At 73.9% G+C, this 19,582-nt stretch carries 19 protein-coding genes; 9 read left to right on the forward strand and 10 right to left on the reverse strand.

The features are described 5' to 3' along the window. Both BG452_RS38695 and BG452_RS38700 read right to left on the reverse strand, forming a co-directional pair. Positions 1 to 836 (reverse strand): acyl-CoA dehydrogenase family protein (locus BG452_RS38695; protein WP_188309021.1); only part of this gene is annotated, 836 nt, incomplete at its 3' end. 1 nt (position 837) lies between these two features. Continuing rightward, complete coding sequence (locus BG452_RS38700) at positions 838 to 1,254, reverse strand: DoxX family protein (RefSeq protein WP_188309022.1); 417 nt, start codon at positions 1,252 to 1,254, stop codon at positions 838 to 840. 366 nt (positions 1,255 to 1,620) lie between these two features. Here BG452_RS38700 and BG452_RS38705 point away from each other — a divergent pair, with 366 nt between their 5' ends. Then, a complete protein-coding gene (locus BG452_RS38705; RefSeq protein WP_317621427.1) occupies positions 1,621 to 2,496 on the forward strand; it encodes an NmrA/HSCARG family protein in 876 nt (291 codons plus the stop codon). 12 nt (positions 2,497 to 2,508) lie between these two features. Next, complete coding sequence (locus BG452_RS38710) at positions 2,509 to 3,699, forward strand: acyltransferase family protein (protein ID WP_223243370.1); 1,191 nt, start codon at positions 2,509 to 2,511, stop codon at positions 3,697 to 3,699. A gap of 8 nt (positions 3,700 to 3,707) precedes the next feature. On the opposite strand, the gene BG452_RS38715 is transcribed toward BG452_RS38710, so the two are convergent. Beyond that, complete coding sequence (locus BG452_RS38715) at positions 3,708 to 5,189, reverse strand: MDR family MFS transporter (protein WP_317621428.1); 1,482 nt, start codon at positions 5,187 to 5,189, stop codon at positions 3,708 to 3,710. A gap of 109 nt (positions 5,190 to 5,298) precedes the next feature. Here BG452_RS38715 and BG452_RS38720 point away from each other — a divergent pair, with 109 nt between their 5' ends. Continuing rightward, positions 5,299 to 6,036: a TetR family transcriptional regulator gene (locus BG452_RS38720; protein WP_188309025.1), complete on the forward strand. Its 738-nt coding sequence runs from the start codon at positions 5,299 to 5,301 to the stop codon at positions 6,034 to 6,036. After that, positions 6,036 to 6,470: a PPOX class F420-dependent oxidoreductase gene (locus BG452_RS38725; RefSeq protein WP_188309026.1), complete on the forward strand. Its 435-nt coding sequence runs from the start codon at positions 6,036 to 6,038 to the stop codon at positions 6,468 to 6,470. The genes BG452_RS38720 and BG452_RS38725 overlap by 1 nt, the downstream gene beginning before the upstream one ends. Positions 6,471 to 6,503: 33 nt before the next feature. Here the strand turns inward: BG452_RS38725 and BG452_RS38730 are convergent, their stop codons facing one another. Then, a complete protein-coding gene (locus BG452_RS38730) occupies positions 6,504 to 7,448 on the reverse strand; it encodes a TIGR03619 family F420-dependent LLM class oxidoreductase (RefSeq protein WP_188309027.1) in 945 nt (314 codons plus the stop codon). A gap of 199 nt (positions 7,449 to 7,647) precedes the next feature. Between BG452_RS38730 and BG452_RS38735 the strand changes: the two genes are divergently transcribed. Together BG452_RS38735 and BG452_RS38740 are read left to right on the forward strand one after the other, a co-directional pair. Further along, positions 7,648 to 8,499 (forward strand): SAM-dependent methyltransferase, encoded by an 852-nt coding sequence (locus BG452_RS38735; RefSeq protein WP_188309028.1) that lies wholly within the window; start codon positions 7,648 to 7,650, stop codon positions 8,497 to 8,499. A 3-nt stretch (positions 8,500 to 8,502) separates the two neighbouring features. Next, on the forward strand, positions 8,503 to 9,057 hold the full coding sequence (locus BG452_RS38740) for a hypothetical protein (RefSeq protein ID WP_188309029.1): 555 nt from the start codon (positions 8,503 to 8,505) through the stop codon (positions 9,055 to 9,057). 82 nt (positions 9,058 to 9,139) lie between these two features. Here the strand turns inward: BG452_RS38740 and BG452_RS38745 are convergent, their stop codons facing one another. From BG452_RS38745 to BG452_RS38760, 4 genes are all read right to left on the reverse strand, one after another. Further along, on the reverse strand, positions 9,140 to 10,084 hold the full coding sequence (locus BG452_RS38745; RefSeq protein WP_317621429.1) for an aromatase/cyclase: 945 nt from the start codon (positions 10,082 to 10,084) through the stop codon (positions 9,140 to 9,142). Further along, positions 10,081 to 10,338 carry an acyl carrier protein gene (locus tag BG452_RS38750; RefSeq protein ID WP_188309030.1) on the reverse strand — a complete coding sequence of 86 codons (258 nt, stop codon included), beginning with the start codon at positions 10,336 to 10,338 and terminating at the stop codon, positions 10,081 to 10,083. The genes BG452_RS38745 and BG452_RS38750 overlap by 4 nt, the downstream gene beginning before the upstream one ends. A 141-nt stretch (positions 10,339 to 10,479) precedes the next feature. Continuing rightward, a complete protein-coding gene (locus BG452_RS38755; RefSeq protein ID WP_188309031.1) occupies positions 10,480 to 11,727 on the reverse strand; it encodes a ketosynthase chain-length factor in 1,248 nt (415 codons plus the stop codon). Further along, positions 11,724 to 12,992, reverse strand: a complete 1,269-nt coding sequence (locus tag BG452_RS38760; protein WP_188309032.1) for a beta-ketoacyl-[acyl-carrier-protein] synthase family protein — start codon at positions 12,990 to 12,992, stop codon at positions 11,724 to 11,726. The genes BG452_RS38755 and BG452_RS38760 overlap by 4 nt, the downstream gene beginning before the upstream one ends. A gap of 381 nt (positions 12,993 to 13,373) precedes the next feature. On the opposite strand from BG452_RS38760, the gene BG452_RS38765 reads away from it, so the two are divergent. The 3 genes from BG452_RS38765 (at position 13,374) to BG452_RS38775 (ending at position 16,832) form a co-directional block, all read left to right on the forward strand. Next, positions 13,374 to 14,744 carry a condensation domain-containing protein gene (locus tag BG452_RS38765; RefSeq protein ID WP_188309033.1) on the forward strand — a complete coding sequence of 457 codons (1,371 nt, stop codon included), beginning with the start codon at positions 13,374 to 13,376 and terminating at the stop codon, positions 14,742 to 14,744. 145 nt (positions 14,745 to 14,889) lie between these two features. Continuing rightward, entirely contained in the window at positions 14,890 to 15,858 is a 969-nt protein-coding gene (locus BG452_RS38770) for an NAD-dependent epimerase/dehydratase family protein (protein ID WP_188309034.1), read from the forward strand. A 164-nt stretch (positions 15,859 to 16,022) separates the two neighbouring features. Continuing rightward, positions 16,023 to 16,832: an aminoglycoside N(3)-acetyltransferase gene (locus BG452_RS38775; RefSeq protein ID WP_188309035.1), complete on the forward strand. Its 810-nt coding sequence runs from the start codon at positions 16,023 to 16,025 to the stop codon at positions 16,830 to 16,832. A gap of 86 nt (positions 16,833 to 16,918) precedes the next feature. Here BG452_RS38775 and BG452_RS38780 read toward each other — a convergent pair whose 3' ends face one another. Together BG452_RS38780 and BG452_RS38785 are read right to left on the reverse strand one after the other, a co-directional pair. Beyond that, positions 16,919 to 18,457, reverse strand: coding sequence for a M1 family metallopeptidase (locus BG452_RS38780; RefSeq protein WP_188309036.1), 1,539 nt, complete (start codon positions 18,455 to 18,457; stop codon positions 16,919 to 16,921). Between the two features lie 182 nt (positions 18,458 to 18,639). Next, the gene (locus tag BG452_RS38785) at positions 18,640 to 19,512 is read right to left on the reverse strand and encodes a sulfurtransferase (RefSeq protein ID WP_188309037.1); all 873 of its coding nucleotides are present in this window, start codon (positions 19,510 to 19,512) and stop codon (positions 18,640 to 18,642) included. Positions 19,513 to 19,582: the final 70 nt, after the last annotated feature.

Below are 19,582 nucleotides of genomic sequence, written 5' to 3' on the forward strand. Positions count from 1 at the left end.
CGGGCGAGCACCTGGTGGCGGGCGGCGTTGTCGGCCAGCGAAGGGTCCCCGCCGCCGGTGCCGGCGATCTTCGGCGCGGCCCAGTCGGCCCAGCCGGCGAGCAGCGCGCGGGCCGCGCCGAGCACCGGGGCCGCGAAGGACAGCCCGTTGACGGCCTTGAGCGGCACCCGGGTGCAGCCGTCGACGGCCCCGGGGCACTCGCCGTCGAGCACCGCCGCGCGGGTGCAGACCCGCTGGTCCGGCACGAACACGTCCGCCACCGTCAGGGTGTTGCTGCCGGTGCCCCGCATGCCGACCGTGAACCAGGTGTCCTGCACCTGGAAGTCCCCCCGCCGCACCGCGAAGTAGCGGGCCACCCGGCCACCGTCCTCCCCCGGGGTCTGGCCGCAGACCAGCGCCCAGTCGGCGAACTCGACGGCGCTCACGAAGGACCACGTGCCGGTCAACCGCCAGCCGCCGGGCGCCCGTTCGGCCCGGCCCAGCGGCATCAGCGCGCCGACCAGCAGGGTGTCCGGGCCGTCCGCCCAGATCTCCCGCTGCCCGGCGAGCGGCAGGTGCGCGGCCATCCGGGGCACGGTGGCGGTGAGCGCCGCCACCCAGGCGGCCGAGGTGCAGCCCTCCCCCACGGTCGCCACCGCCGCCAGCAGGTCGGCGAAGCCGCCGGCGTCGCCGCCCCAGCGCTCGGGCACGAAGTGCCGGGCGAACCCGGCCGCGACCACGCCGTGCACCACGTCGGGGTGGAGCCGTCGCTGCTGGTCCGCGTCGGCCGCGTGCTTGGCGGCGACCGGTACGAGGTCCAACGCGCCGCCGGGGAGCGGCAGTCGGGTGTCGGCCATCTCAGGCTCCTTCCAGGGTCACGGGCGGCGCCGGGTGGGTCGACCGGGCGTCCACGGCCGCGATCACCAGCCCGCCCAGCAGGCTGACGTTCTTGAGGAACTCGTTGCGCTGGGCCCGCCGCCGCGCCGGGTCCGGCTGGCGCCAGAACCCGTGCACGGCGACCGTGGTCGGTACCAGGCAGGCGACCAGCAGGGCGCCGCCGGCCACCGGCGCGAGCCCGGTGCCCAGGGCCACCCCGCCCGCGATCATGCCCGCGGCGGTCGCCCGGGTCGCGGCCTCGGGGTACGGCACCCCGCGCTGCCGGGCGAGTTCGGGCAGCGGGCCGGGCGCGCGGAGCACGCCGTAGCCGCCCACGATGAAGCTGGTCGCCAGCAACGGCCGGGACAGTCGACTGATGAGCCGGGGTAGGTGTGCCATGGGTCGCCCTTCTCGCACGTGTGGAGCGTTGCTCGTGGATCGCCGCACTGTTGCGCGTCAGGCTCCGTCGACCGTCTCGAACCGCGCTGGAGGGCGGCTGGACACCGCACCCGCCGTACGGTCCCCCCACAGGTCGGCCGGGCCCCGGCGGCGGCCATGGATTCGAGCCGGATTCGAGCCGCCCCCACCACGCTGAGGCCCGGGTCCTCGCTTTCGGATCTTGTCGGATCAGCGCGCGGCTCCCCCAGCCTTCGGCCGGGAGGTGCCCCCAGTGCGCGCCCGGCACGATCCGACAGAGGGGGCCCGGCCGCGGGGCACGCCCGTGCCGTCCGCGGCCGTCACGACGGGCTAGCGAAGGAGTGGGACGTGGCAGCGGACGACAAGTGGGTTCTGGTGCTGGGCGCGACCGGTCGCCAGGGTGGCAGCGCCGCCCGGCACCTGCTGGACCGGGGCTGGGGGGTGCACGTCCTGGTCCGCGATCCGGAGAAGCCGGCCGCCCGTGAACTCGCGGCCAAGGGAGCCGTGTTGGTGCGCGGCGAGTTCGACGACCGGGACGCTGTCCGGGCGGCGCTGCGGGGAGCGCACGGCCTGTTCACCGTCTTCACCCCGACCCACGGCAACGGCCTGGACGGTGAGGAGCGGCACGCGGCGCTGTTCGCCGAGGAGGCCGCCCGGGCGGGCGTCGCGCACCTGGTGCACAGCTCGGTCGGCGGGGTGGAGAAGCCCGGCGGGGTCGGCTGGCGGGAGACCAAGCTCCGCGCGGAGCAGGCGATCCGCTCGGCGCAGCTGCCGACGACCTTCCTGCGGCCGGTCTACTTCATGGAGAACTTCCTGGACCTGCCGCCGGAGCCGGAGCCGGACGGCACCCTGGTGTTCCGCCGCGGGCTGTACCCGGAGACCAAGCTCCAGGTGCTGGCCTCCCAGGACATCGGCTACTTCGTGGCCGACGCCTTCGAGGCCCCTGACGCCTTCGTCGGCCGGAACGTGGAGATCGCCGGCGAGGCCCTGACCGGCCCGGAGATCGCGGCCGCCTTCGCCGCGCACACCGGCCGCCCGGCCCGCTACGAGGCCATCCCGCTGGAGGAGTTGGCCAGGAAGGACGTCTGGATGGCGAAGACCTTCGAGTGGTTCAACGAGATCGGCTACCGGGCGGACATCCCGGCGCTGCGGGCCGCCCACCCGGGTCTGCTGACCTTCGCCGAGCTGCTGCGCCGCAGCGGCTGGGCGCCGCAGGCCGGCTAGGACCGCCCGGCGATGAGCGCCCTGACACCCGGCGCCGCGACGACGGCGCCCCGACGTCCGAACCTGCCGACCCTCACCGGGATGCGGTTCCTCGCCTCCGGGATGGTCTTCTTCTCGCACGCCTTCTTCCGTTTCCTGCCGAGCAGTTGGACCTCCGGCACCGGCGCGGGCTTCTGGTGGAGCGCCGCCGGGTCGACGGGCGTGTCGTTCTTCTTCGTCCTCAGCGGCTTCGTGCTCACCTGGTCGGCCCGGCCGGGTGAGCCGGCCCGGGCCTTCTGGCGCCGCCGGCTGTGCAAGATCTACCCCAACCACCTGGTGACGGCGGTGGCGGCGGTGGTCCTGATGCTGGTCTGCGGGGAGGCCTTCACCGCGGGCCAGTTGGTGCCGAACCTGCTGCTGGTGCAGTCCTGGATCCCGCGTTTCGACGTGCTCACCGGGATCAACCAGGTGAGCTGGTCGCTGTGCTGCGAGGCGCTGTTCTACCTGCTGTTCCCGCTGCTGCTGCCGTCGGTCGGCCGGATCCGGGCCGGGCGGCTGTGGTGGTGGGCGGGCGGTGCGGTGCTGGCGGTGTTCTGCGTGCCGGCCGTCTCGGCGCTGCTGCTGTCGGGTGGTCCGCACATCTCGCCGCGGATGGACTACTCCGTCGACCAGCTGTGGTTCGTCTACTTCTTCCCGGTGATGCGGGCCTTCGAGTTCGTCCTCGGGATGCTGCTGGCCCGGATCGTGCTGGCCGGGGGGTGGCCGCGGATCGGCCTGCTGCCCGCCGGGCTGCTGTTCCTGGCCGGGTACGCCGGGGCGCTGTACGCGCCGGGTCAGTTCGGCACGGCCGCGCTGACGATCGTGCCGCTGGCGCTGCTCATCCCGGCCGGCGCGGTGGCCGATCTGGAGGGCCGGCGCTCGTTCCTGAGCGGCCGGGTGGCGCTGTGGCTGGGCGAGGTGTCCTTCGCGCTCTACATGGTCCACCAGCTGGTGATCACGTACGGCGCCAAGGCGCTCGGGATCGGGATGCGGATGTCGGCGCTGGAGGCGACGGCGCTGAGCCTGCCGTTCCTCGCGGCCAGCCTGCTGGCCGCCTGGCTGCTGTACACGCTGGTCGAGCAGCCGATGATGCGCCGCTGGTCCCGGGCCCGGAAGCCCGGGACCGCGGCCCCCCGTCCGGCGCGCCCGGAGAAGGCGGGGGCCCCGACCCCGGAGCGCGCCTGACGGTGGTCTCAGGCCGGCTCGCCCTCGTCCACGAGTTGCGGGGACGAGGGTTCGCCGGGCGGCTGGTCCTGCTGGTGGCGGCGTTCGACGGCCGCCATCAGCAGGGTCGGCAGCACGGCCAGCACCGCGGCGCCGAAGACCCACCAGAAGGTGTCGCCGAAGGCGGCGGCCTGGGCGGCGGGCTCGGTCTCGCCGGCGAGGTGCTGCTGGAGCACCACCACGAAGACCGCGGTGCCGACCGAGCCGCCGATCCGCTGCATGACGTTGAGCTGCGGGGTGGCGTCGTTGATCTTGTCCGGGTCGATGGCGCGGAAGGCCGCGGTCATGGCGGGCATCACGGACAGTCCGATGCCGAGGCCGCGGACCACCATCGCCACGCCGAGCACCCAGTACGAGGTGCCGTCGGAGATCAGCACGAAGGGCAGGGTGGCGACCACGCTGACCGCCGCGCCGATCACACAGGTGACGCTGCCGATCTTCTCGAACAGCCGGCTGGACATGCCCATCGCGACCGCCGCACCGAGGCCCTGCGGGGCGAGCAGCAGGCCGGTGTGCGAGGCGTCCTCGTGCCTGACCACCTGGTAGAAGAGCGGCATCAGGATCATGCCGCCGTAGGTGGCGGCGCCGAACACGAAGGTGACGAAGGACGCCGAGCTGAACAGCCGGCTGCGGTAGAGCCGCATGTCCAGCAGCGGGTGCGGCACCCGCAGTGAGCGCAGCACGAACCCGCCGGTGAGCACCAGGCCGGCCAGCAGCGGGATCAGGACCTTGGCCGAGGTCAGGCCCGCGCTGCCGGCTTCGGACAGGCCGTAGGTGATGCCGACCATGCCGAGGCCGACCAGCAGGAGTCCGGGCAGGTCGAGCGGTCCGGCCTCCTCGCCGACCGGGTCCGGGGGGAGCAGCCGGGCGGCCAGGAAGAGGCCGATCGCCCCGAGCGGCGCGTTGATCAGGAAGATCCACTGCCAGCCCGCGTGGTCGACCAGCAGGCCGCCGATGGTGGGCCCGACGACCGGGGTCAGCACCATCGGGATGCCGACCGCGCCCATGACCCGGGCCAGGCCGGCCTGGCCGGCGGTGCGCACCAGGATCATCTGCCCGGCGGGGATCATCATGCCGCCGCCGATGCCCTGGACGGCGCGGGCGGCGATCAGCGCGCCCACGTTGTCGACCAGGCCGCAGGCGACCGAGGCCAGGGTGAAGAGCAGCAGTGAGGCGATGTACAGGCGCCGGGCGCCGACCCGGCGGGCGGCCCAGCCGGTCACCGGCAGGACGGCGGCCTGGGCCAGCAGGTAGGCGGTGACCACCCACTGGACGGCGTCGAGGGTGGCGTCCAGCTCGGTGGTGAGGGTCTTGAGGGCGACGTTGACGATCGTGGCGTCGAGGAAGGCCAGGACGGCGCCGACCAGCACGACGACGACTACCCGCCGGGTCTCCGGCGTCAGTCCCGGATTCTCCACCACGGGCGCTGAGGCGTTCTTGGATGCTTTCACAGCAGCAGTCTCAGCCAGTGGTTCGGTTCTGTCAACCAACTGGATGACTATCTCGCCTACCCAGATGATGCAGTCACACGTAGGGGTGATGCCGGTGTAGACTGCCGCCATGAGCGAGTCATCGACCGAGGTGGAGAGCAAGCGGCGGCATCCCCGACGGTCCCCCACCCCCGAGGAGCGGCAGCGGGACGCCGACCGCTCCCGACAGGCCCTGTTGAGCGCCGCACTCGACGAGTTCGCCACGAAGGGCTTCGCCGGCGCCCGCGTCCAGGACATCGCGACCAACGCGGGCGTCAACAAGCAGCTGATCAACTACTACTTCGGGGGGAAGGAGGGGCTCTACCGCGAGCTGCAGCGCAGCTGGACGGAGAGCGAGGCCGTCTTCGCCGATCCCGACCTGCCACTGGAGGAGGTCGCCGCCCGCTACCTCCGGGCGGGGCTCGCCGACCCGAGGCCGGCCCGGCTGATGGTCTGGCGCGGCCTGACCGGCGACGGATCGGCCGCCGACGAGGTCCACGAGGACGCCACCCTCGCCCAGGACCTCGCCAACCTGCGCCGGGCCCAGGCCCGCGGGGAGATCGCCGCCGACCTCGACCCGGGGTTCGTCCGGCTCGCCGTGATGGGCATGATCCTCGCCCCCGTGATGCTCCCGCAGACCGCCCGGGAGGTCGCCGGCCTGGCCCCGGACGACCCGGAGTTCGAGCGCTACTACGGCGAGCAGCTACGCCGGCTGATCCGCCACCTCGGCGACCCGGCTCAGGCCGAGGGCGACACCGGCACCAGCGCCGGCGCCAGCACCAGCACCGAGACCGCCACGCCCCCCGAACCCGACGATCGGACGCCGTGATGACGACCAATCCGTTCAGCGAGACCGAACTGCGCTACCTGGCCTCCCAGAGCCACGGCCGGCTGGCCACCGTCGGCCCCGCCGGCGAGCCGCAGAACCGGCCGGTCGGCTTCTCGGTCGACCCCGCCACCGGCGCCATCGACATCGGCGGCCCCAAGCTCGCCGCCAGTCGCAAGTTCCGCAACGTGGCGGCCAACCCGCTGGTCTCCCTCGTCGTGGACGACTACGCGCCCGAGGGCAGCACCCGCTCGCCCTTCCGCGGCCGGGGCATCGAGATCCGCGGCCGCGCCGAGGCCCGCTACGACGAGACGCCGGCGAACCCGTACTTCAGCGGCGAGCTGATCCGCATCCACCCCGCCCGGGTGATCACCTGGAACCTCGACCCGGACGCCCCGGGGGTCGAGGCCCGCGACGTACCGCCGGCCCCCCGGTAGCGGACACCGGGGGGCCGCCGAGGCGTCAGGACCTCACCAGGCCTCGCGGGTCAGCTCCGCGAACCGCGCCAGCCGGGTGATCTCCGCCTGGACGCCGCCCGCGCCACGGCGGTTGGACAGCGTGACGTGGCTGGCCCCGGCCTCCCGCCAGTCGGCCAGGCGCGGGGCCCACTCCTGCTCGGGGACGAGCTGGAGCGGGATCCGCGCCTCGATCCCGAAGGCGTCCGCGTCCCGGCCGTAGCCGGCGACCAGCTCGCGCAGCCGCCGCACGACCTTCATCCCGGCGCCGGTGTCCCGCATCAGCGGGCCGAACATCCGGAACCCGTCCGCCAGTCGGGCCATCCGGTCCAGCACGGCCGGCTGCGGCACCCCGCCGTCGGCGAAGGAGCCACCACCCATCCACACCGGCAGCGGCCGCCGCGGCCGGGGGTTGAGCGCGACCTCGCTCAACCGCACGTACTGGCCGGGGTAGTTGACGAACGGCTCCTCCCAGAGCCGGCGCATCGCCTCGATCTGCTCCTCGATCAGCCGGCCGCGGACGGCCGGGTCCACGCCCAACGCCCGCACCTCGTCCCGGTTCCAGCCCACGCTCACGGACAGCCGCAGCCGCCCGCCGCTCAGCAGGTCGACCTCGGCCGCCTGCTTGGCGGCGAGCGCGACCGGCCGCTGCGGGAGCAGCACCGAGGCGGTCAGTTCCACCCGGGAGGTGATCGCCGCCAGGTAGGCGGCCTGGACGAAGGACTCGTGCCACGGCGCGCACGGCGAGATCTCCGAGGGCCAGTCGTCCGTCCGGGCCGAGACCACGTGCTCGCCGAAGCCGAGGTGGTCGTACCCGAGGTCCTCGAACGCCTGGACGTAGTCCCGGAGTTCGACCGGATCGTCGAAGTAGGGCAGGTCCCCGCCGACCCGCAACCGCCGCTCCGCCCCCGGACTGCGGACGACGGCCGACCGCACCTTCTGCTGCTGGACACCGGTCACCGACAACGACCTCCTTCTGCGGAGCCTGGTCACGACGTGCGCGGCCAAGCTTCCCGTGGAATCACTTGACGAACACTCAAATCCTGCTGGAGTCACGGTACTTCGCTCGAACCGCCGGGAGTAATCCAGCGGAAGTCGAGCGGCACCTGGGACAAACGGGCCAGCGGCACCGCGCCGCGTGTGAGAGAGGAACCACAGGATGAGCGAGCTCGATCCGACCCCGGCGGACACCGGCCGGCCCCGGCTGCCGCGGAGCGTGGGCCTGACCGCCCTCGGTGTGGCGGTGGCCCGCGCACAGGAGAGCCTCCGCCGCGACCGGCTCTTCGACGACCCCTACGCCCGGGCCTTCGTGGACGCCGTCGGCGCCGAGGCGGTCAGCAGCATGCGCACCTTCGGCAGCTACATCGCCCTGCGCACCGCGCTGTTCGACGACTACCTGCTGGCCGCCGCCCGGGCCGGCCTCGGCCAGGTGGTGCTGCTCGCGGCCGGCCTGGACACCCGGGCGCTGCGGCTGGACTGGCCCGCCGGGACCACCGTGTTCGAACTCGACCTCCCCGAGGTGCTGGAGTTCAAGGAGGCGGTGCTCGGCCGGGCCACCGCGCCGGCCGGCAGCACCCGCACCGTCGTCCCGGCCGACCTGCGCGAGGACTGGGCGCCCGCCCTCACCGCCGCCGGGTTCCGCCCCGAGGCCCCGACCGCCTGGCTCGCCGAGGGCCTGCTGCCCTATCTGACCTCCGCCGACAACGACCTGCTGGTCGAGCGGGTCGGCGCGCTCTCCGCGCCCACCAGCCGGCTGGCCGTCGAACACGTCAACCCCACCACCACCTACAAGGGCGACGTCAGCGGCTTCCGGAAGATGCAGTCCTCGATCGGCGCCCAGTGGCGCTCCACCCAGCCCGACCCGCCCGGCTGGCTGGCCGGCCACGGCTGGCGCGCCCTGGACGCGCCGACCATGGACGAGCTGCACCTGCGCTACGGCCGGGGCGCCGAGCTCAGCGAGCGCACCGGCACGGGCGCCGGCGGGCTGGTCATATCCGAGCGGGGGGCCTGAGCCATGACGGCCACCCTGACGGCCCCGGTGACGCTCTCGCTGACCTGCCAGGTCTCCACCGAACCGGCCGAGGACACCCACACCATCCCGTACACCCTCGGCTTCGACGTCACCGCCCCGGCGGCGGTCCCGGCCGGCGCACCCTTCGAGGTCACCGTCCGGCCCCACCCCCTGCTGTTCAGCCCCAAGTTCAGCAGCCGGGTGTGGGACCTGCGGATCGCCTTCCGCCCGCCGGCCGGCGCCCTGACCGCCCGGCACCGGCTGCTCGCCGACGCCGGGACGGTACCGGCCGAGGCCCGCGCCGACGGCGACGACGGCGGCCTGCTGACGCTGTGCGCCCCCGGACCGGTCGTCCCGGGCGAGTGGTTCACCCTCCCCGGAGTGGCCTGGACGGCCACCGCCGGCCCCGGCGGCGCGGTCGAGTTCGCCCTCGGCGGCACCGGCTTCGACGCCCCCGGCTGGAGCTACCGCTGGGAGCAGGCCGCCAAGGGCATGAGCGGCGTCGTCACCGGGCACCCCGACCGCTCGGCCGTCCTCGCCCGGGTCCTGATCGGCTGACCAGCGGCCCGACCGGCACAGCGCAACGGGAGGGCGGTCAGCCGCCCTCCCGTTCCGTGTCGCCAGGCCCGTCCACCGCGGCTCAGGAGCGCGCCACCCGCCGCGTCGCGTACGACAGCGTGGTGAGGCTGTTGCGCCCGAGCGCCTCCCGGACGTACTCCCGGGCGTCGGCCACCGTGCGGCCGGCCCCGAGGACCGGCTCCACCGCGCCGGGGTTCACCGCCACCGTGTGCCGCGCGGTGGCCACCGGCCCGTCCGGCCCGGTGCCGAAGGTCCACAGCCCGCTGTGGCCGAACAGCAGCTGCGGGGGCAGGAGTTGCTTGTAGGCGATCCACTCCGGCTCCCGGCACACCCGCACCGAGCGGGTGGTGTGCGCCGAGCCGTCCGCGGTCACCGTGTCCATCTCCAACTCCTGGACGCCCGGTGCCGGTTCGGCCAGCACCACGCGCGCCACGTGCGGCAGCCGCTCCGCCCACAGGTCGGCCCGGTCCACGAAGCGGTAGGCCGCCTCCGGCCCGCCGTCGAGCGGCAGGGTGTCCACGAAGGAGAACACCAGGTCCCGCAGCGGGTGCCCGGTCTCGGTGATCCGGGCCAGCGCCGCCAGTTCCTCGGGGCTGTTGCGGTCCAGCGCCTCGGTGATCCAGTCGATCGTCGCGGCGTCGTCGTCGACGGCGGTGAAGTGGTGCCGCAGCACCACCTCGGTACGGCCGTCGCCGAGGTCGCGGAACAGCCACTCGCCGCCCATCGAAGCGATCGGCGCCCGGCTGCGCTCCTGCTCGAAGCTGATCGAGCGGCGCTCCGGGTCGAGCGCGCGCCGCGAAACCCAGCTGCTCACCGCGCCGTTGACCAGCGCCCACAGCTCGAACCGCTCGAAGCCGGGGCCGCGCTCCAGGTGGTGCACATGGACGCTCGGCCCGAAGACGGCGGGCCACAGCGTGACGTCCGCGGCCAGGTCGTAGAGCGTCTCGGGCGCCGCCCGGACGACCCGGGTGTGCTCGGTGCGCAGCAGCCGCCGCTCGCCGCTCACCGGACGGCCGCCGGGGCCGCGTGCGCCAGCGCGATCAGGTCCCGCGGGGTGCCGACGTCACCGATCCGGTCCTCCGGCAGCTCGATGCCGTACTCGCGCTCGATCCGGGCCGCGCTCTCCATCAGCGCGAGCGAGTCGTAGCCGAGGTCCGAGAAGGAGGTGTCGAGGATGTCCCCGCTCAGGTCGATGCCGTCCTGCGCGCCCGCGCAGGCGACCAGGATCCGGCGGATGTCGTCGATGTCCAGCTCTGCCATGGTGGTCTCCTCTGTCGTCTTCCGTCTTCGTCAAGCAGTCGCGCGGTCGGGCGGTCGCGCCGCCATCCAGTCATCCAGCCATGTGGTCGTACGGTCATGCGGTCATGCGGTCATGCGGTCGTACGTCGTGCGGCGGTCCGCTCAGGCCGCCGCGGCGGTCGCCACCACCGCCGAGTTGAAGCCCCAGCGCCCGCGCGCCAGGACCAGCGCGGCCCGCACCTCCCCGGAGCGCGGCCCGCCGGTGACCAGGTCGAGGCCGTACTCCTCGGGCACCCGGCCGGTGTTGGCGGTCCCCGGGATCACCCGGTCGCGGATCGACAGCAGGGCGGTGACCAGGTCGGCCGGCCCGCCGCCGGCGGCCATCCGCCCGGTGAGCGCCTTGGGTGCCGTCACCGGCACGCCGCGCGGGCCGAACAGTCCGCTGATCGCCTCCGCCTCGGCCCGGTCCAGTTCCGGCACCCCGGCCGCGTCCGCGAACACCACGTCGATGTCGGCGGGCGTCAGTCCGGCGTCGGCCAGGGCGAGTTCGGCGGCCCGGCGCAGTCCCGGCGGGCGGCCGGTGCCGGGCCGGGGGTCGAAGGTGGAGGCGTAGCCGGCGATCTGCCCGTAGACCTGCCGCGCGCCGCGCCGCCGGGCGGACTCGGCGTCCTCGACCACCAGCAGCGCACCACCCTCACCGGGCACGTGCCCGCTCGCGGCGGCGTCGAAGGGCAGGTAGGCGGCGTCCGGGTCCTCCGCCGTGGTGACCCGGCCGGTGGCGAACTGGGAGAGCCAGCCCCACGGGTCGAAGGCGGAGTCCACGCCCCCGCTGAGCACCAGCGGGGTGCCCCGGCGCACCGTGCGGCGGGCGTGGCCGACGGCGTCCAGTCCGCCCGCCTGCTCGGCGACCAGGGCGGCGCTCGGGCCGCGCATCGCGTGCCGGATCGAGATCTGCCCGGTGTTGACCGCGTAGAACCAGGCGAAGGACTCGTAGACGCTGACGAACTGCGGCCCCTGGTGCCAGAGTTTGCGGAACTCCCGGTGGGTGAACTCGAACCCGCCCTGCCCGGTGGACGTCACCACGCCCATGTCGTAGTCGGCCAGGCTGCCCGGCGCGATCCCGGCGTCGGCCAGCGCCCAGTCGGCGGCCACCAGCGCGTACCGGGTCGACACGTCGGTCTGCGGCAGCAGTCGGCTGGGCAGGTGCTCCTCGGCCGCGAAGTCCAGGATCTGCCCGGCCAGCCGGGCCGGGTAGCCGGAGACGTCGAACCGGGCCAGCTCGCCGATGCCGCTGCGGCCGGTCAGCACGGACTTCCAGTACTCCTCCGTGCCCAGGCCGTTGGGCGCCACCACCGACATCCCGGTGACCACCGCCGGGGCGCATGCGCCCACCTCGCTGCGCTCGCTCATGCGCCCACCCGCTCGGGCCGGTGCAGCACCATCGCGCTCTGGAAGCCGCCGAAGCCGCTGCCCACCGACAGCACCGCGTCCACCCGCTGGGACCGGGCCGTCAGCGGCACGTAGTCCAGGTCGCACTCGGGGTCGGGGGTGTGCAGGTTGGCGGTCGGCGGGACGACGTTGTGCTCGATGGCCAGGGCGCTGGCCGCGATCTCGATGGAGCCGATCGCACCCAGCGAGTGGCCGATCATCGACTTGATCGAGCTGACCGGCACCCCGTAGGCGTGGGCGCCGAGGCTGCGCTTGATCGCGGCGGTCTCGTGGCGGTCGTTCTGCTTGGTGCCGGAGCCGTGGGCGTTGACGTAGTCGACGGCGGTCGGGTCCAGCCGGCTCTCGTCCAGGGCCGCCCGGACGGCCTCGGCCATCTCCCGGCCGTCCGTCTTGAGGCCGGTCATGTGGTAGGCGTTGCAGCGGGTCGCGAAGCCCCCGATCTCGGCGTAGACGTGGGCGCCGCGCCGGCGGGCGGCCTCGTACTCCTCCAGGACGAACATCGCGGCCCCCTCGGCGAGCACGAAGCCGTTGCGCGAGCCGTCGAACGGCCGGGAGGCGTGCGCGGGGTCGTCGTTGCGGGGGGTGGTGGCCTTGATCGCGTCGAAGCTGGCGACCACGATCGGGGAGATCGGGGTGTCGGCCGCCCCCGCGACGACGGTGTCCACGGTGCCCTCGCGGATCAGCTGGACGCCGTAGCCGACGGCGTCCAGGCCCGAGGTGCAGCCGTCGGAGGTCATCACCACCGGGCCCTCCGCCCCGGCCACCCAGGCGACCTCGGCGGGCATCACGCCGGGGCTGAGGTAGTCCGCCATGTGCGGGGACAGGTAGCCCGGGTCCATCCTCCAGTCCCGGCCCCGGTCGGACAGCACCAGGTACTCGGCCTCCAGGCTGGTCGCGGAGGCGACGGCGCTGCCCAGGCTGACGCCGATCCGGTGCGGGTCGAGCGCGTCGGTCTCCAGGCCGCTGTCGGCCAGCGCGTCCCGGGTGCAGGCGACCGCGAACTGGGTGGCCCGGTCCATCCGCCGGATCTCCCGGAGGCTGAACCCCTCGGCCTCGGCGTCGAAGTCCACCTCTCCGGCGATCTGCGAGCGGAACGGCGAGGCGTCGAAGAACGAGATGGTCCGGGTGGCGGTGCGCCCCTCCGTCAGCAGGTTCCAGAACGCCTTGGTGCCGGGGCCGCCGGGGGCGCGCACCCCGATTCCGGTGATCACTACACGCCGGGTCATCGCCGGCCTCCGTCCGTACGTCGCGTCACAGTCCGTTCCTTTCGCCTGCGTCCGGTGAGTTCGGTCAGTCCGCTGGGTCCGCTGGGTCCGGCGAGTCCGGTTGATCCGGTGAGTCCGGTAGGGACGTCAGGCCACCGGGCCGTTCCCCGAAGGCCATCAGCAGGCTGGGGCGGCGGGCTTGAGCCCGACTCGACTGCGGATAGGAGCGCGAACGAGCCGCACCCCGAAGGCCCCGCCGAACCAGGCGGCGGAACGGGTACGGGAACCGGTCGGCGCTCTCGACGCCCCGGCGGTGGTGCGCCACACTCTCCCCAGCAGCACCCGCGCTCCCAACGCACCGGCACCGACGCACCGACCCACCGCACATCGGAGAGCCACACGGTGACCACACGCCAACTGCTGGAGATCGCGTTCTCGTCCGGCCGGTCCGGAGCCGGACCGGCCACGTGGGGCCAACGGGCCATCTGGGACGCCGTCCGCCGGCTGCCCCCGGCCGACGCGCCGCGCTACAACATCGCCACCGCCGCCCCGCTGGAGCCCGGCCTGCCCCTGCCCGTCCTGCTCGACGCGCTGGAACGGCTGCTGCACCTGCACGACTCGCTGCACACCCGGCTGCGCCCGGCACCGGACGGAGGACTGGACCAAGTCGTCGACCCGGCCGGGGTGTTGACCGTCGCGGTGGAGCCGCTGGCGGACGGCGCCGACCCGGCCGAGGCCGGCGCCCGACTGCACCGGGAGCTGGCGGAACGCCCCTTCGACACGGCTGCCCACTGGCCACTCCGGGTCGGCGTGGTGACGGCCGACGGCCTGGCCCGGCACCTCAGCCTGGTGCTCTCGCACACCGCCGTCGACGGCTCGGGGATGAGCCGGCTGATCGCCGACCTGACCGCACTCAGCCTCGGCACCTCCCCCGCCGAACTCGCCGGACTCCGCACACCCGCCCAACAGCCCCTGGAGGAAGCCGGGTTCCAGACCTCCGAACGCGGCCGGCGCCGCGACGAGGCGGCCCGCAAGCAGGTCCTGCGCAAGCTCCGGCTCGGCCCGCCACGCCTGTTCCCCCAGCCCGGGGCGGCCGAGGACACCCCCGCCCGCTTCCCCAACGCCGTGCTGCGCTCCCCGGCCCTCCCCCACGCGGTCGAACGGGTCGCCGCCGCCCACCGGGTGAGCACCTCCTCGGTCCTGCTGGCGGCCACCGCCGCGATGACCGCCCGGCTCGCCGGCCGCACCGAGGCGGTGCTCGGTGTCGTGGTCAACAACCGCTTCCTGCCCGAACTGGCCAACGCGGTGAGCGTGGTCGCGGGCGACGGCCTGTTCCACCTCCCGGACGCCACCGCCGAGTTCGGCGAGGTCGTGCGCCGCACCCACGCCGCCGCGATCGGCACCTACCGGCACGCCTACTTCGACAAGCTCGCCCTGGCCGCCGAGACCGAGCGGCTCACCGCCGAGGGCGTGCCGCTCGCCGACCGCTCCTGCGTCTTCAACGACACCCGCGACCTGCTCCCGGCCACCCCCGACCCAGGCGACGGAGGCACCACCCTCAGCTGGCCGGTGGAGTTCGAGCCCCGCCCCGGCCTGACCTACGCCCTGGACGCCCTGCAGTCCCCGGAGGCGCTGAGCCTGGCCATGACCGCCGACCCGGCCGTCCTCCCGCGCCCCGCGATGGAGCGCTTCCTGTACGGCGTCGAGGAACTGATCCTCACCGAGGCCGCCACCACCGGCCCGCGGGTGCCGGCTCCCACCACCCCGGCCTGACCGCTGGCGAACCCCGCCCGGCCCGTACCGCCTCGGCCGCCCACCGATGGCCGCCCCCCGACGGGCGGCCGAGGACGGGCGGCCGAGGACAGCGCGCCGGCCGGCCGAACACATCGGGTTGACCTCAGGTCCTAGCCTGGATCCCATGCGGATCCTCGTACTCGGCGGTACCTCCTTCGTCGGCCGCGCGATCGCCGCCGACGCCCTGCGCAGCGGCGCCGAGGTCACCCTCTTCAACCGCGGCAGGACCAACCCCGGCCTCTTCCCCGAGGCCCGCCACCTCCTCGGCGACCGCGACACCGGCGACCACACCGCCCTGCGCGAGGGCCACTGGGACGCCGTGGTGGACGTCACCGGCTACCGCCCCCACCAGGTCGGCCAGGCCATGACCGCCCTCGGCGACCGGGTCGGCCGCTACCTCTTCGTCTCCAGCCACGCCGTCTACCGCCGGGACGGACTCGCCCCCGGCTCGGACGAGTCCGCCCCGCTCCGCGAGCCGCTGCGCGAGGCCGAGCAGCTGACCGAGGAGACGTACGGCCGGCTCAAGGTCGCCTGCGAGCAGGACGTCACCGCCCGCTACGGCGACCGGGCGACGATCGTGCGCCCCGGCAAGGTGGCCGGGCCGTACGACGAGCAGCGCGGGCTGACCTACTGGGTGCGCCGGGCGGCCCGCGGCGGCCGGATCGCGCTGCCCGGGCGCCCCGAGCAGCCCGTGCAGGTGGTCGACTCGCGCGATCTGGCCCGGCTGGTGCTCCGGCTGCTCCAGGACGGCCGGCCGGGCGCCTTCCACGCCGTCGGCCCGGCCGAACCGACCACCCTCGGCGGGCTGATCACCACCTGCGCCGAGGTCGCCGGCACCGAGGTCGAGATCGTCCCCGTGCCGCCGGAGAGCGCCCCGCCGCCGTTCTTCCCGCTGGTCCGGGCCGAACCGCTCTGGCCGGGCCAGCAGCGTGACCCGGCCCGGGCCCGCGCGGCCGGGCTGCCCGCCACCCCGCTCGCGGTGACCGCCGCCGACGTGCTCGCCTGGGACCGCGGCCGCGGCGAGCCGCCGCTCGGCCACGGCTTCACCCCCGAGCAGGAGGCCCTGGTCCTCGCGGAGGCGGACACCCGATGACCACCGGCCCGGTGGTGGATTGACGCAGGGTCCCCCCTCCTGACCGATTGTCAGTGCCACCCGCTAGGGTCGGGCCCGAACAATCGCGCCACACCGGTACGAATCAGCATCAGCACGCCCAGTGCGCCCAGAAACGCCCAGCACTACCGCCACCAGGGGGGACCATGACCACTCCGGGCACCAGCCCGCTCACCACCGCCGACCTCGTGGACGGCTGGCGCCGGGTCGGCGTCCGCCCCGGCATGGCGCTGATCGTGCACTCCTCGCTGTCCAGCCTCGGCCGGGTCGAGGGCGGGGCCGAGGCCGTGGTGGCCAGTCTGCGCGAGGCCGTCGGGCCGGGCGGCACGGTGGCCGTGCCCGCCTTCACCGGCTCCACGGTCTGCGACCCGGCGCCGGACCACGCGGGCCTGCCCACCCCCGAGATCGCCGAACTCCGTTCCCGCGTCCCGCTGTTCCACCCTGACCTGCCGTCACCGATGGGCGCGGTGTCCGAGGCACTGCGCGCCCTGCCGGAGAGCCTGCGCAGCACCCACCCGCAGGCCTCGGTCGCCGCCGTCGGCGCCCACGCCCGGGAGGTGACGGCCCGCCGCTCGCTGGGCTTCGCCGTCGGCCGGGAGTCGCCCTTCGGCGCGCTGCACGACCTCGGCGGGTACGTGCTGCTGGTCGGCGTGGGCCACAACCGCAACACCTTCCTGCACTACGCGGAGACCTTCGCGCCGAACCGCCGACTGAAGCTCCGCCGCTTCCCGATGGCGATCCAGGGCGAGCGGGTCTGGATCGAGTCCTCCGACGTGGGCAACGACAACGACACCCACTTCCCGGTCGTGGGCCGGGAGTTCGAGGAGCTGGCGGGCATCCGCGAGGTGCTGGTCGGCAACGCGCCCTGCCGGCTGGTCCCGGTCCGCGAGCTCATACCCTTCGCCGTCCGCCGCCTGACCGAACTGCTGGCAGCGGACGGCTCCGGAGCGGCGTAGCCCGGCCGAGCCGCCGTTCGCGCTCCCGTTCCCGAACGCGAACGGCCGGCCGGGCCACGCCCGTCACCTCACCACCGGGCCGAACGTCAACGCCGCGTGTCGTGGACGGAGTCGGTCGCCTGGATCTTCTTCCAGGACTTCGGCTCCACCAGCGCCTGGACGTCACCCCGGTCCGCGTCGCTCCGCGCACCCGGCGCCAACGAGGCCGCCGCCGGGGTGCCCGGCGCCACCGGCCCGACGGCCGGCTTGGCGGCGGTGAACAGCCAGGTGGTGAAGAGGTCGCCGAGCTTCTGCCCGGACACCTTCTCCGCGTACGCCTGGAACTCCGGGATGGTCGCGTTGCCGTACTTGCGCTCGGTGGGCCAGCCCTTGAGGATCCGGAAGAACTTCTCGTCCCCGACGGTGTTGCGCAGCGCCTGGATGGCCACCGCGCCCCGGTCGTACACGGCGCTGGCGAACTGGTTGTCCGGCCCCGGGTCTCCCGGCTTGACGGTCCAGAAGGCGTCGTCGGCCGGGTGTGAGGCGTAGATGTAGTCGGCCAGCTCCTGCGCGGTGCCCTCGTTCTCGTGCTCGGACCAGAGCAGCTGGGCGTACCGGGCGAAGCCCTCGTTCAGCCAGATGTCGCTCCAGCGCGAGAGCGAGACGCTGTCGCCGTACCACTGGTGCGCCAGCTCGTGCACGACCACCGAGGTGTTGGTGCCCTTGGCGAACTGCTTGGGGCTGTAGAAGACCCGGGTCTGGGTCTCCAGGGCGTAGCCGGTCGGGACGTTGGGCACGTAGCCGCCGACCGAGCTGAACGGGTAGTCGCCGAAGTAGCCGCTCAGCCAGTCCACCACCTCGCCGGTGCGCTCGACGCTGGCCCGGGCCGCGTCCGCGTTCTCGCCGAGGTCCTTGCTGTACGCGTTGTAGACCGGCAGCCCGCTCGCGGTGGTATCGGTGGTGATGTCGAACTTGCCGACGGCGAGGGTGGCCAGGTAGGTCGCCTGGGGCTTGTTCTCGCGCCAGCTGTAGCGGGTCCAGCCGGCTTGCGAGCTGGTACCGGTCAGCACGCCGTTGCTGATCACCTGGTTGCCGTCCGGCACCTGCACCGAGACGTCGTAGGTGGCCTTGTTGCTCGGGTGGTCGTTGCTCGGGAACCACCACCAGGCCGCCTCGGGCTCGTCGGCCGCCACCGCGCCGTCCGGGGTGCGGTGCCAGGCCGTGAAGCCGTACTTCTTGACCGTCGACGGCACGCCCTTGTAGCGGACCACCACGGTGGCCTGGCTGCCCTTGGCCAGCGGCCGGGCCGGGGTGATCTGCAGCTCCTGCTCGCCGCTGGTGGCGAAGGCCGCGGGCCGCCCGTTGACCCGCACCTCGGAGACGTTCAGCGCGAAGTCCAGGTCGAACCGGGAGAGGTCCTGGGTCGCCGTGGCCAGGATGGTGGTGGTGCCCTCCAGCTCGTCGGTCGCGGGCTGGTACTTCAGCCGGATGTCGTAGTGCGAGACGCGGTAGCCGCCGTTGCCGTAGGTCGGGTAGTAGGGGTCGCCGATCCCGGCCGCGCCGGGTTGGAAGTCGGCTGCCGAGGCGGGGACGGCCAGGAACAGGCTCACAGCACTGGCGGCGGAGACGATCAGTCTCTTGCGCAACGTGGTCCTCCAGGATCACCGGAACGATCGGTCGGATCGATCCTTGTCCCGGTGGCCCGGTGCCCACTCCCCATTTGTGAGATGTTCATGAAAAGAAACGCGCCGAAATGACGGTGCGACACCACCGTCACGCGCCCCACCCGTCCCGGCCGCCCCACCCGTTCAGCCGTCCCGACGGCCGCTCAGGCCCCGAGCACCACCGGTGCCCGCACCAACGACCCGTACTCCGTCCAGGAGCCGTCGTAGTTCTTCACGTGCGGGTAGCCCAGCAGCTCGGTGAGCGCGAACCAGGTGTGCGCGGACCGCTCGCCGATCCGGCAGTAGGCGATCACCTCGCGCTCCGCCCCGATCCCCTTGCCCCCGTACAGCTCCCGCAGCTCCTCCGCCGAGCGGAACGAGCCGTCGTCGTTGGCCGCCTGCGACCAGGGCACGTTGATCGCCCCGGGGATGTGCCCGGGCACCTGGGCCTGCTCCTGCGGCAGGTGGGGTGGCGCGATCAGCTCGCCCCGGAACTCCGCCGGGGAGCGGACGTCCACCAGCACCGCGTCCGCGCCGGGCTTGGCGAACACCTCCGCCTTGGCGAGCACCTCGTCCCGCAGCGCCCGCAGCTCGGGCCGCTCGGGGCCGGTCAGCCGGTAGCCGGTGTGCTGGTAGTCCATCACTTCGTGGGTCAGCTCCCGCCCCTCCAGCTCCCACTTCTTGCGCCCGCCGTCCAGCAGCTTCACCGGCCCGAAGCCGCGCAGCCGCAGCAGCCAGTAGGCGTAGGCGGCGAACCAGTTGTTGTTGCCGCCGTACAGCACCACCGTGGTGTCGCCCTCCACCCCGGCGGCGCGCAGCAGGTGCTGGACGGCCTCGCGGTCGGCGTAGTCGCGGCCGACCTGGCTGTGCAGGTCGGTGGTCCAGTTCCAGCCGACCGCGCCGGGGATGTGCTCCCGGTCGTAGGCGTCGGTGTCCTCGTCGACTTCGACGACCCTGATCGTCCCGTCGTCCAGGTGGCCGGCCAGCCACTCGGTGCGGACCAGCGCTTCGGGATGTGCGTAGCCGTTGCCGGTCATCCCAGGCCCTCCTTCGCTCTGCCCAGGCTGCGGTGCCCGACCACGGGCACGGGCAGACCACGAGGGCACG

Origin of the sequence: Streptomyces sp. CBMA123 (genome assembly GCF_014596465.1) — a bacterium.
GTDB lineage: Bacteria > Actinomycetota > Actinomycetes > Streptomycetales > Streptomycetaceae > Kitasatospora.